This is a genomic window from Vibrio mangrovi (assembly GCF_024346955.1).
In the GTDB taxonomy this organism is placed as follows: Bacteria; Pseudomonadota; Gammaproteobacteria; order Enterobacterales; family Vibrionaceae; genus Vibrio; species Vibrio mangrovi.
This window is the reverse complement of record NZ_AP024883.1, coordinates 2,446,700-2,459,118: the sequence shown is the minus strand read 5'-3', so window position 1 is coordinate 2,459,118 and position 12,419 is coordinate 2,446,700. Positions and strand designations below refer to the sequence as shown.

Annotated in this window: 13 protein-coding genes; 8 read left to right on the top strand and 5 right to left on the bottom strand. The window is 45.8% G+C overall.

The genetic code is table 11. From position 1 onward, the window contains the following. Positions 1 to 93 precede the first annotated feature (93 nt). The 6 genes from accD (at position 94) to OCU74_RS10950 (ending at position 6,100) form a co-directional block, all read left to right on the top strand. Positions 94 to 1,008, top strand: a complete 915-nt coding sequence (accD, locus tag OCU74_RS10975) for an acetyl-CoA carboxylase, carboxyltransferase subunit beta (protein ID WP_087479767.1) — start codon at positions 94 to 96, stop codon at positions 1,006 to 1,008. A gap of 36 nt (positions 1,009 to 1,044) precedes the next feature. After that, positions 1,045 to 2,307, top strand: coding sequence for a bifunctional tetrahydrofolate synthase/dihydrofolate synthase (gene folC / locus OCU74_RS10970; RefSeq protein WP_087479766.1), 1,263 nt, complete (start codon positions 1,045 to 1,047; stop codon positions 2,305 to 2,307). 6 nt (positions 2,308 to 2,313) lie between these two features. Further along, positions 2,314 to 2,865: an SPOR domain-containing protein gene (locus OCU74_RS10965; RefSeq protein WP_087479765.1), complete on the top strand. Its 552-nt coding sequence runs from the start codon at positions 2,314 to 2,316 to the stop codon at positions 2,863 to 2,865. 62 nt (positions 2,866 to 2,927) lie between these two features. After that, positions 2,928 to 3,419, top strand: coding sequence for a CvpA family protein (locus tag OCU74_RS10960; RefSeq protein WP_087479764.1), 492 nt, complete (start codon positions 2,928 to 2,930; stop codon positions 3,417 to 3,419). Positions 3,420 to 3,454: 35 nt separating this feature from the next. Then, positions 3,455 to 4,969, top strand: a complete 1,515-nt coding sequence (purF, locus tag OCU74_RS10955) for an amidophosphoribosyltransferase (RefSeq protein ID WP_087479763.1) — start codon at positions 3,455 to 3,457, stop codon at positions 4,967 to 4,969. A gap of 318 nt (positions 4,970 to 5,287) precedes the next feature. After that, entirely contained in the window at positions 5,288 to 6,100 is an 813-nt protein-coding gene (locus OCU74_RS10950; protein ID WP_087479762.1) for a hypothetical protein, read from the top strand. 66 nt (positions 6,101 to 6,166) lie between these two features. On the opposite strand, the gene OCU74_RS10945 is transcribed toward OCU74_RS10950, so the two are convergent. Together OCU74_RS10945 and rnt are read right to left on the bottom strand one after the other, a co-directional pair. After that, entirely contained in the window at positions 6,167 to 7,495 is a 1,329-nt protein-coding gene (locus OCU74_RS10945; RefSeq protein ID WP_087479761.1) for a Na+/H+ antiporter family protein, read from the bottom strand. 36 nt (positions 7,496 to 7,531) lie between these two features. Then, positions 7,532 to 8,185, bottom strand: a complete 654-nt coding sequence (gene rnt, locus OCU74_RS10940; RefSeq protein WP_087480120.1) for a ribonuclease T — start codon at positions 8,183 to 8,185, stop codon at positions 7,532 to 7,534. A 207-nt stretch (positions 8,186 to 8,392) separates the two neighbouring features. On the opposite strand from rnt, the gene motY reads away from it, so the two are divergent. Beyond that, positions 8,393 to 9,280: a flagellar protein MotY gene (motY, locus tag OCU74_RS10935; RefSeq protein ID WP_087479760.1), complete on the top strand. Its 888-nt coding sequence runs from the start codon at positions 8,393 to 8,395 to the stop codon at positions 9,278 to 9,280. Between the two features lie 55 nt (positions 9,281 to 9,335). Here motY and gloA read toward each other — a convergent pair whose 3' ends face one another. From gloA to OCU74_RS10920, 3 genes are all read right to left on the bottom strand, one after another. Continuing rightward, the gene (gene gloA / locus OCU74_RS10930; protein WP_087479759.1) at positions 9,336 to 9,752 is read right to left on the bottom strand and encodes a lactoylglutathione lyase; all 417 of its coding nucleotides are present in this window, start codon (positions 9,750 to 9,752) and stop codon (positions 9,336 to 9,338) included. 148 nt (positions 9,753 to 9,900) lie between these two features. Continuing rightward, positions 9,901 to 11,082, bottom strand: coding sequence for a mannonate dehydratase (gene uxuA / locus OCU74_RS10925; protein WP_087479758.1), 1,182 nt, complete (start codon positions 11,080 to 11,082; stop codon positions 9,901 to 9,903). An 81-nt stretch (positions 11,083 to 11,163) separates the two neighbouring features. Continuing rightward, on the bottom strand, positions 11,164 to 11,913 hold the full coding sequence (locus tag OCU74_RS10920) for an FCD domain-containing protein (RefSeq protein WP_087479757.1): 750 nt from the start codon (positions 11,911 to 11,913) through the stop codon (positions 11,164 to 11,166). Between the two features lie 320 nt (positions 11,914 to 12,233). On the opposite strand from OCU74_RS10920, the gene OCU74_RS10915 reads away from it, so the two are divergent. After that, entirely contained in the window at positions 12,234 to 12,413 is a 180-nt protein-coding gene (locus tag OCU74_RS10915) for a TRAP transporter small permease subunit (protein ID WP_390623628.1), read from the top strand. Positions 12,414 to 12,419 lie beyond the last annotated feature (6 nt).

Sequence of the window (12,419 nt, the reverse complement as noted above, 5' to 3'; positions counted from 1 at the left end):
AACATACAGAGGTTTATGTGATTTAATCCTTTTGGTGTTTGTTATCGAATAATTTTCTCTTGCAGTTGTAAGGGAGAGGAGTAAGGGTCTTCCATGAGTTGGCTTGAAAAGATTTTAGAGAAAAGCAATATTGTCAGTTCACGAAAAGCATCGATTCCTGAAGGTGTTTGGACAAAATGTACGTCTTGTGAACAAGTGCTTTATTATGCTGAGTTAGAACGTAATTTAGAGGTTTGCCCGAAATGTAACCACCACATGCGGATGAAAGCGCGCCGTCGTCTGGAAACATTTCTTGATGAATATAACCGTCATGAAATCGGGGATACTCTGGAGCCTCAGGACAAATTAAAATTCAGAGACTCAAAACGCTATAAAGAGCGTCTTGCTGCGGCGCAGAAGAGCAGCGGTGAGAAAGATGCTCTGGTTGTTATGAAAGGTGAACTTTACGGATATCCTCTGGTTGCCTGCGCATTTGAGTTCTCTTTTATGGCTGGTTCCATGGGGTCAGTTGTCGGCGCCCGTTTTGTTAAAGCGGTAGAAGCTGCGATTGAAGCTAAGTGCGGTTTAATCTGTTTTTCTGCCAGTGGTGGTGCCCGGATGCAGGAAGCGTTAATGTCTCTGATGCAAATGGCGAAAACCAGCGCCGCATTAGAGCGTTTGTCTCAGAATGGATTGCCGTTTATTTCTGTGATGACTGATCCGACAATGGGTGGTGTTTCTGCCAGTCTGGCTATGTTGGGTGATATCAATATTGGTGAACCGAAAGCAGTTATCGGCTTTGCTGGTCGCCGGGTTATTGAACAGACTGTGCGTGAAGACTTACCCGAAGGCTTCCAACGGAGTGAGTTCCTGCTGGAGCATGGAGCCATTGATATGATCGTTGACCGCCGTGAGATGCGGGCACAGGTTGCCGGTTTACTTGGTAAGATGATGAATTATCCGGCTCATCCTGCAGAATCCGGAAATGATAGCGCTTATGCGGTACCAGAAGCAGGAAAAAAAGAGTAAAGTAGTTCTCCCATATTTCAACATTATGTTTGTTTAATGAGTCAGAACGCTATACCACAAGCCACATCTTCACTACCGATGTGGCTTGATTACTTATCAAGTATCCATAATTCGTCAATAGATTTAGGCCTTGAGCGCGTTCAGGCCGTGGCCCAAAAAGCCAGTCTTTCAAAACCAGCCCCCACAATTATTACGGTTGCCGGAACAAATGGTAAAGGTTCCACCTGTGCTATTCTTGAGTCCATTCTGCTTGCTGCAGGGTACACGGTTGGTGTCTATAGTTCTCCACATCTTATTAGCTATAACGAACGTGTCAGAATCAATGGTGAGATTCTCGCTGATGAAAAACATACGTACGCGTTTGATTTTATAGAGAAGCAGCGGGGAGCAACCAGTCTGAGTTTCTTTGAGTTCGGGACGTTGGCGGCCTTTCGCCTATTGCAGGAAGAGGGTGTTGATGTTGCGATTCTGGAAGTCGGTTTAGGCGGGCGTCTGGATGCTACTAATGTGGTTGAACATGATGTATCCGTCATTACCAGCTTAGCGATTGACCATGTGGACTGGCTGGGCAGTGATCTTGCTCAGATTGGCTATGAAAAGGCAGGTATATTCCGTGCCGGCCGGCCGGCTGTGTGTGGTGAACCTCATCCTCCGGCAACGGTTGCTGCTTATGCAGATGAAATCGGTGCGGAACTGTTTCAGGTTGGCATTCAGTTTGATTATCAGGTGGCTGATGATGTATGGCACTGGAGTCATGGCGCTTTTGATCTTCGTGACTTACCTAAGCCTCAATTGCCGTTGCCGAATGCGGCGACAGCATTGATGGCGCTTGGATGTGCTGGTTTGGAGATCAGTGATGTTGATATTGTTGAAGGATTGGAGAAAGCCAGCCTGCCGGGGAGAATGCAGCAGCTCAGCGATCAGCCGGTGATTTTGCTGGATGTGGCACACAATCCGCACTCGGCACACTATCTGACATCACAGATTGAACTACGCTTTCCCGGTAAGAAGATTCATCTGGTGATTGGAATGTTACATGATAAGGATATTCAGGAGACTATTGCTGCTTTAGCGCCAGTAATTCATCACTGGTATCCGGCATCGCTGGATGGTCCGCGGGCCGCACTGGCCAGTGAGTTACATAGTCACATTCCTGTTCCCAGCCAGACTTATGAATCCCCGGTCAATGCTTTTAAAGCTGCGATGACACGGGCAGATGAGAATGATGTCATCATTGTCGCCGGTTCGTTTCTCACGGTTGGAGAAGTGTTGGATTTTTGGAATAAACGAGGAGTGTAAACAGAGATGGCAAGCCGATTCCAAAGTCGTTTAGTTGGAACCGTTGTATTGGTTGCTCTTGGTGTCATTATCCTTCCGGATATTCTGGATGGACAGAAATCGCATTACAAAGAGGATGTAGCCAGTATTCCACTGAAGCCTGATGTTGACAAACCTGATAGTGATAAAGAAGTCGGGCAGTATGAAATATTAGAGCCGGAAACAGATGACCTTTCCTTGCCGGCTTCTCCGGTTGAGGCTGCAGAAGATAGCCAGGTTGCTTCGTCGGATGATGTGGTACCCGTTCAGACTCATGACGTCCCTGAATCAAATGACTATCAGGATAGTGGCTGGATTATTCAGTTGATGGCGCTGAAAAACAGTGACAATGCGAAGAAATTGGTCGCGGATTTGCAAAAGCGGGGTTATCAGGCGCATACCAAACAGGAAAATGGTTATACCCGGGTGATTATCGGGCCTGACGTTTCAAAAAGTAAAATGGAACGGCAACTGACTGAACTGGAAAAGATTACAGGTTCAAAAGGCCAACTGCTCAAATTTAAACCGCTAAATCCGTAAGAAAACGTTTGCGTCGGCATTTTTTCTGTTAAAATGCGCGCCATCTTAGAATAAGTGAATGTATGAACTGGTTAGATATTGTCATTTTAAGTGTGATTGGCCTGTCAGCACTGATTAGCCTGATTCGCGGTTTTGCGAAAGAGGCATTGTCATTGGGAACCTGGCTGCTTGCATTTTTTATTGCGAGCCACTATTACCCTAAACTGGCTGTTTATTTTACAAATATCCGGGATGACATGTTTCGTAATGGTGCTGCGATTGCCGCGTTGTTTGTTGCAACGCTACTTGTTGGGGCGCTTGTGAATTATGTCATTGCCCAGCTTGTACAAAAAACAGGGCTCTCAGGGACAGATCGTGTGCTCGGGGTCGTTTTTGGCGGACTCCGGGGCGTTTTGATTATTTCTGCAGTTCTGTTTTTTATGGATGCGTTTACCACGTTTCCAAGTTCAGAATGGTGGGAAAACTCACAATTAGTGCCACAATTTCGTTGGATCATTGTGCAGTTTTTCGAACATCTGAAAACATCATCTAGTTTTCTTACCGGTACGGTCTGAACCGACTGGTAGTGTCGCAAATCGAGGATTAAGACATGTGTGGTATTGTTGGAATTGTTGGTTCAACGCTTGTCAACCAGTCCATCTATGATGCTTTAACTGTGTTACAGCATCGGGGCCAAGACGCCGCTGGTATTTGTACCATAGATAGCAATCGTTTTCGTCTGCGTAAAGCGAATGGATTGGTGAAAGATGTATTTGCTGCAAAGCATATGCAACGCCTTCAGGGAACTGTAGGTATCGGGCATGTTCGTTATCCGACTGCCGGGAGTTCAAGTGCATCTGAGGCTCAGCCTTTCTATGTGAACTCACCATTTGGTATCACACTGGCCCATAATGGTAATTTAACCAATGCCCAGTATGTGCGGGATAAGTTATTTGAGAAAGATCGCCGCCATGTGAATACGACTTCCGACTCAGAAGTATTGCTGAATGTCCTGGCCCATGAGATTGATACGGTCAAAGGTAATGTCACCACTGAAGATGTATTCCGGGCCGTAGCGAGTGTTCACCGAACTATTAAAGGCGCCTATGCGGTTGTGGCGATGATCATCGGTCATGGCATGATTGCTTTCCGAGATCCGAATGGAATTCGTCCGCTGTGTCTGGGTAAGCGTGAAGTTGAAGGCCAGACTGAATATATGGTTGCTTCGGAGTCCGTCGCACTTGATGCCGTTGGATTTGAGTTCATGCGGGATGTCGCGCCGGGTGAAGCCGTATATGCTACTTTTGACGGCAAACTTTATACCCATCAGTGCGCGGATCATCCTCAGTTGAATCCGTGTATTTTCGAATTTGTTTACTTTGCCCGTCCGGATTCTTTTATCGATCAGATCTCCGTATATAGCGCCCGGGTTGAGATGGGTAAAAAGCTGGGTGAGCGGATCAAACAGGATTACGCTGACTTAGATATTGATGTGGTTATTCCTATCCCTGAAACTTCTTGTGATATTGCCCTGCAAATTGCTCAGGCACTTGATAAGCCATATCGTCAGGGATTTGTGAAAAACCGTTATGTTGGCCGGACATTCATTATGCCGGGTCAGCAGCAGCGCCGGAAATCAGTGCGCAGAAAACTCAATGCGATTCGTTCTGAATTTAAAGATAAAAATGTTCTGCTGGTGGATGACTCGATTGTACGTGGCACAACATCAGAACAGATCATTGAAATGGCCCGTGATTCAGGCGCGAGAAAGGTTTATATGGTTTCGGCAGCGCCGGAAATTCGTTTCCCGAACGTTTACGGGATCGACATGCCAAGTGCGAATGAGCTCATTGCTCATGGCCGGGATAATGACTCGATTTGCCGCCAGATTGGTGCGGATGCGTTAATTTTCCAGACTATTGAAGATTTAGTTGCAGCTGTCGGTATCGGCAATCCGAATATCAGTCGCTTTGAGACTTCTGTATTCAATGGTGAATATGTCACTGGTGATATCGATCAGACTTATCTGGATTATCTTGAAGCCATGAGAAGCGATGATGCCAAAGTACAGAAAGAGATTCAGCAGGAGCTGGCAAACCTGGAACTTTATAACGAAGAAAACTAAGACTTTTAGTTTCTTCATCGCTCATGCGTGCGAATAATAACAAACTGATGTTGGCGATATCATTAAAGAGGCTTCCTGATTGGAAGCCTTTTTTCTAAATTTTAATTCTGTATGTGCCGTTAGTATAATATGAGAAATGATGCTATAGTCCTTCGCTATTGTGTTTAATTTTATACTAATATCTTATATTCAGAACAGCTTCATAATATCCAGATAACGGGATAGACTATTTGTTTATTTAGGTCATGCCTTATTAGTATCTCCTTCATTTTTCAGGTTACTTACGAATATGCTATTGCTTATATGAATAGGGTTATTATGAAGTTTAAACGATGGTTAGCTATCACCATATTGGTAATACTTTTCTTATTTATAATATATAAACCAGATAAAACTGAGTTGCAGTTAGATAAACTGGTGCTACCTGAATGTCAATTGAGAGACAAGCTATTCGACACGAAAGTGACATTTTATATAGACGATTCTGTTGATTTTGAATACATGAAAAATCGAGTAAAAGAATTTATTGATTATTCGAATAGCGTATTAAAAAACTCATGTATTCCAATGGTACGTTCCTCATATGTTGTCAATCAGGTAAATCTAAATCTTCCAAGAGATGCGTATTTTGATGAAATCCATCATCGATTGAAAGAAAAAGCTGGAAAGCAGAATATATCAAAGTTGATCGATGACCCACATGAATTTTATGTTCTTATTTTACCCTATTATATGAAAGTTTTTGGTGATGGTACGATGGGAGGGTCTAATGTGGAACTAAGTAATAGTTATGTCCTTTTATCTGACGATGCGAGGCTGTCTATACTGGAACATGAATTTGGACATTTAGCTTGGGCGCAACATATGGAAACCTTTCCGTTTCCACTCTTAGCCGGCAAACTTAAAAGATCTGTAAGAGTTGAGAACAGATATAAGTTGAAGCCTTATGCCAGAGCATTCAAATGTAGTAATGCCGGAACTGTCATGAGTTATGAAGCTCTTAGATTGCCAATATATTCATCACCTTTAGTGAGTTATCGTGGTGAAGTGTGTGGCGATAAAGACGTAGCAGACAATGCCAGAGTGGTTCGTGATTATGCGCTTCAGTTGATAGAGAATGACTCGAAGTGAAGTTACTTGGAAATAACCACCTGCCATAAATAAAAAATCATCATTGGCAGGTGGTATTGTTGCTGACTACAGCGTCATCGCAGCAATCCAGCCGAAAATAATCAGTGGAATATTGTAGTGGATGAAAGTGGGAACGACCGTTTCCCAGATATGTTCATGTTGTCCGTCGGCATTGAGGCCGGATGTTGGGCCCAGTGTTGAGTCAGAAGCCGGTGAACCGGCATCTCCCAGTGCGGCGGCTGTGCCGACCAGTGCTACGGTTGCCATCGGAGAAAAGCCGAAAGCGGCTGCCAGCGGAACGTAAATGGTTGCGATAATCGGAATGGTAGAAAATGAAGACCCGATTCCCATGGTGACCAGTAGCCCGACGACAAGCATCAGCAGGGCAGCCAGCGGTTTATTGTCTCCGATACTGTGAGACAGTGACGTGACCAGCGATTCAACTCCGCCAGTCTGTTTCATTACTGCGGCAAAACCGGCTGCTGCAATCATAATAAAACCGATCATCGCCATCATATGAACGCCTTTGGTGAAGACATCATGGGTCTCTTTCCAGGCAATGACGCCGCCGATGGTAAAGATCATAAAGCCGGTCAAAGCACCGATGATCATAGAGTCGGTGAACAGCTGCACACCCAGAGCAGCGAAGATGCCAATGGCGGCAGTCAGTATATAGCGGCCATGAACTGTGTGTTCTGCTTCGCTGTGAACGATGGTTAATTCGGTTTCACGGTATTCTCTGGGTTTGCGGTAACTAAAGAAGATCGCCAGCAGCAGTCCAAAAACCATTCCGGCACCGGGCAGTAACATTGCTGTCGGAATCTGTCCGGCAGTGACACTGACCAGCCCGTTATCGTGCAGATTTTTGAGCAGAATATCTTTCAGGAAGATGCCGCCGAAGCCGACCGGGAGGACCATATAAGGTGTAATCAGACCAAAAGTGAGAATACAGGCCACCAGACGGCGATCCAGCTTGAGTTTGGCAAACACGCCTAACAACGGTGGAATCAGAATCGGAATAAATGCGATATGGACAGGGATGATGTTCTGGGAAGACATGGTGACCAGAACTAAAGCGACCAACACGGCATATTTCAATCCGGTCTGGGCTTCCTGCTGTTCTTTACCATGAATTTTCCGGATAACCATATGGGCGACTAAATCGGTCAGACCCGATTTAGAGATAGCAACGGCAAATGCGCCGAGCATGGCGTAGCTGAGTGCAATTGTTGCACCGCCGCCGAGACCACTTTCAAATGCAGCGACTGATTCATTCAGGCTCATGCCTGAAACTAGTCCGCCAACAATGGCACTGAATGTAAGTGCGACGACAACGTTCACACGAAGCAGTGCAAGTATCAGCATGATACATACTGAAATAACGACAGGGTTCATACTATTCTCGTGTTGTACTGTTTTTAAGTTTTAAGGTTAGTTTTCTTCAGAGCAGGTATTCAGTGGCCAGCCACCAAGTGCCTGCCACTTATTGACAATGCCACAGAAGAGATCGGCAGTTTTCTGTGTGTCATAAAGTGCTGAATGTGCTTCTTTATTATCAAACGGGATTCCTGCTGCAAGGCAGGCTTTTGCCAGCACCGTCTGACCATATGCCAGACCGCTTAAAGTGGCGGTATCAAACGTTGCAAAAGGGTGGAAAGGAACTCGCTTGAGCTTACAGCGCTCACTGGCTGCCATCACAAAGCGATGATCGAATGTTGCATTGTGGGCGACAATGATTGCCCGGCTGCACTCGGCTTCTTTCTGCTCTTTACGCACCTGCTTATAGATTTCTTTGAGGGCTTCCATTTCACTGATGGCTCCCCGAAGCGGGCTGAATGGGTCATAAATACCATTAAATTCCAGCGCTTCTTTTTCCAGGTTTGCACCTTCAAAAGGCTCGACATGGAAATGGAGTGTGGTTGCAGGCTGAAGTTGTCCATCGGCATCCATTTTGAGTGTAATTGCACAGATCTCAAGGAGTGCGTCTGTTTCAGCATTAAAACCGGCTGTCTCGACATCAATGACAACGGGCAGATATCCCCGAAAGCGGTTTTTTAGGCTCGGTGTGTTGTTTACTTCCGTCATTTTGACCATAACTTATATAGCAGGGGCCGCATTATTGCAGATTATACGTCTGAGAAAAACCGCAGATGTCGATAAAAATGTCTAGAAGAGAGGATTGCTACGCAAGAGTGGCGAGGTTTTTGCATTTCTTTTCATGTTCCAATGTGATGTGGCAAGATAATGCCGCTTCATCCGGATGTTTGCGAGCTGTATGTTTGAGAGAAGAGCATGTCTATAAAGTATTGGTTTATTGCCGGTTTTGGTGTTGCACTGAGCACTTGGGGAAGTGCTGCGAATGCGATACAAAAGCATTATGCGGCAACGCCGCTTCAGTCAAAGTGGGAAATGGTGACTGACACACCGTTAGAGTGCCGGCTTGTTCACCCGATCCCGTTTTATGGCGATGCTGAGTTTTCTTCTCGGGCAAGTAAAAAGCTGAATCTTGATTTCGAACTGAAGATGCTGCGTCCAATGGGAGAAACCAGAAATGTATCACTGGTGTCGATGCCGCCGGCATGGCGACCGGGAGAGAAGGCGGAATCTGTCTCTCATCTGAAGTTCTTTAAGCAATTCGATGGTTATATCGGTGGTCAGCTGGCCTGGAATTTATTGAGTGAGCTTGAGAAAGGGCGTAATCCGACATTCAGTTATGAGGAATGGCAGGATCGTGACCGTCTGATTGAAGTCTCGTTATCTTCGGTATTATTCCAGAGTAAATTCAATGACTTCAGTAATTGCCTGAGTCGGCTGCTGCCTTACAGTTTTGAAGATATTTCATTTACGATTCTGCATTATGACCGGGACAGTATCCAGGTCAACAAAGCTTCTCAAAAGCGGCTGGCACAGATTGCCGAGTATATTCGTTATAATCAGGATATTGACTTAGTTCTGGTTTCTACCTACACCGATAGTTCCCGTACCAAGAACGAAAGTCAGAATCTTTCAGAGAAGCGTGCGGAAGTTCTGCGTGACTATTTCAAGTCGTTGGGCCTTCCGGAGAATCGGATTCAGGTTGAAGGCTACGGCAAGCGCCGTGCGATTGCCGATGATGCATCGCCGATCGGCAAAGACAAGAATCGCCGGGTGGTTATTTCCTTAGGCCGGACGCAAGTCTGAATATCTCAGTTACAAAAAGAAGGCAGCGCAGCTGCCTTCTTTTTTACTCCTGAGTCTAACCCTGAAGACCTGATTCAGCCTGCTTGTTCTGAATTAACTCAACCATGTAGCCATCCGGATCTTTAACAAAGGCGATATGTGTTGTGCCGCCTTTTACCGGTCCCGGTTCTCGGGTCACATCACCACCGGCATCTTTAATGGCCTGACAGGTCTGATAGATATCATCTACACCGATGGCAATATGCCCGTAGGCATTGCCTAGGTCATACTTTTCAACGCCCCAGTTGTAGGTCAGCTCGATCACTGCACCTTCTGACTCATCGCCGTAGCCGACAAAAGCCAAGGTATATTTGTATTCCGTGTTTTCATTTTTACGCAGCAATTTCATTCCCATGATGTCGGTATAAAATGTAATTGAGCGTTCTAAATCTCCGACACGCAGCATGGTATGCAGAACTCGATTGTTGGACATTGCTTACTCCTGAGCTTTCTGGATTTGAGTTGAACAGATTGCCGAACAGGGCAATTTGTTTTGTACCAGTTTAAAGAACATGAAAGATAAGCGCAAATGTGCCTATCATTTGCATGTATTTATAAACTGCAAGTCTGTGGAAGGGCAACTACGAGTAGAAAGCTCGTTTCAGGGCCATTTCCATACCGCGAATTTCAGCCAGTCCTTTCAGACGACCGATACAGGAGTAACCGGGATTGGTATGCTTTTTCAGATCATCGATCATTTGGTGTCCGTGATCGGGCCGCATCGGAATGAGATTTGCTTCGCCGTTATCGGCCCGGCGTTTCTCTTCTTTTAACAGTGCGTGAATCACCTGATACATGTCGACATCGCCATCAAGATGGGCAGCTTCATGAAAGCTCATCGGATTATCTTCTCTCATGGTGGAACGCAGGTGAGTAAAATAGATGCGATCCCCATAATTTTCGATCATGCGTACCAAATCATTATCGGCTCGCACGCCGTAGGAGCCGGTACACATGGTAATTCCGTTCATCTTGCTGGGAACCGCAGTTGTCAGTGCTGCGATATCTTCAATGGTAGAAACAATCCGCGGGAGTCCCAGAATAGGACGGGGTGGATCGTCGGGATGAATGGCCAGTTTTAGTCCATAGGTTTCACAGACCGGGATCAGTTCCTGTAAGAACAGAACCAGATGCTCACGCAGTTTCTCCGGTGTAATGGACTGGTATGTATCCAGCCGGGCCTGAAATTCCTGCAAAGTATAGCTTTCTTCCGAACCTGGCAGTCCGGCAATAATATTGGCGATCAGTCTGTCGATATGTGCTTGTGTCATCGACTCGTAAAGCTGACGGGCACGTTCCTGTTCTTGCTGTGTATAATCTGCTTCGGCGCCGGGGCGGCGGAGAATATAAAGCTCGAATGCTGCAAATTCGGTCTGATCAAAACGCAGAGCTTTTGAACCGTCGGGAAGCTCGTATTCCAGATCAGTACGAGTCCAGTCCAGTACGGGCATGAAGTTGTAGCAGACGGTTCTGATGCCACACTCGGCCAGATTGATCAGAGATTGTCTATAGTTATCGATCCACTGCCGGTAGTTACCGGTACGGGTTTTGATTTCTTCATGAACCGGGACACTTTCAACGACCGACCAGGTGAAACCCTGTTCCTCGATAATCGCTTTACGTTTTAAAATCTCTGCTTTGCTCCAGATTTCGCCATTGGGAATATGGTGCAGTGCATTGACGATGCCTGTTGCACCGGCTTGTTTGATGTCACTGAGTGACACTGGGTCTTCGGGACCATACCAACGCCAAGTTTGTTCCATATGTACTTACCTATGATGATGAAGCTGATAAGCGTTGTTTATTTACCCCGGAGCTTATCAGTGAACAATGAGCGGACTGATTTAACGGAACAGAAAACCGTCAAACCGGGGATCATCCGCATCAGATAATTCGAATAAGGTCTGTTTTACGTGTTCAAGATGTTGCCACATCGCTTCTCTGGCGGCTTCCGGAGAGCGTCTCTGTAGCGCAAACAGTATTTTCTCGTGGTCTTCCAGCCAGGCACTCCGGTAGTTTTCATTGGTGATCCGGGCATGAAGCTGACGCCACATCGGGCTTTCATCCCGGCGTCGCCAAAGATCCCGGACGATGTCACTTAACACACTATTCTGAGATGCATGGGCGATTGTCAGGTGAAACTGTTCGTCACCATCGTAATCTCCGTAGCCGGTTTCCAACTGTTGGCGCTCAGTATCCAGCGCTTCGCGAAGTTTAGAGAAATCACTCTTGGTGAGATTTGTCGCCGCAAAACTGGCTATCTGGCTTTCAATAACCTGCCGGGCCTGCAAGAGTTCAAACGGCCCGATATCCGGATGAGTGCGCGATGCTATTATCTGACGGTTTTGTATGTCCTGATGTGGCAGAGCAATGACGTAAACGCCGGAACCTTTCCGAACTTCGACCAGTCCCTGTAGTTCCAGCATGATAATCGCTTCCCTGACGACTGAACGGCTGACCTGCATTTCCTCAGCAATATCTCTTTCCGGAGGCAAACGATCTCCGATGTTAAACTCTCCGGATAGAATCCGTTTCTGCAGGGTAAGACCGATTTCCTGATAAAGTCTTTTGGGCGTTGTAATCGCAATATTCATAGGTTTGTCTTGCTTTGGTATGTTGTCAGACATACTACCATTGGCGCCTTACGGGTCAATCAATTGGTTAACCAATATTGTTGCAGTTCTCTTACTTTAATCGTTGATGATGAAAATTGAACCAATATCCGGTAATTTTCAATCTTTAATTTCTAATTGGTTGACCAATGTCATCCTTTTACCCCTAGAGTTGGTAGAACCAATTTTAATGTGATTTTTATCACAAGGGGCTTTTCCAGACTGTGTTTAAATTCTGTCCGGCGCTATCTCTGCTATGAACAGAATCATTGAGAAAAATTTCACAAAATAATTCAGAAAAGGTGATATCACGATACGTCCTGAACGCACCGAGTACTTTTACCGATGAAATTGCCCGTTTTCTGTTTATCCGGGTTGGCCTGATGGGCGCGGCCTATACGCTGGGAGAGAAACGCCGGCTGAAGGTTAACAGACGATTTTATACCGACGGAGATCGGTTTTTGCTTGAGGCAGCTTTATAAGGATTG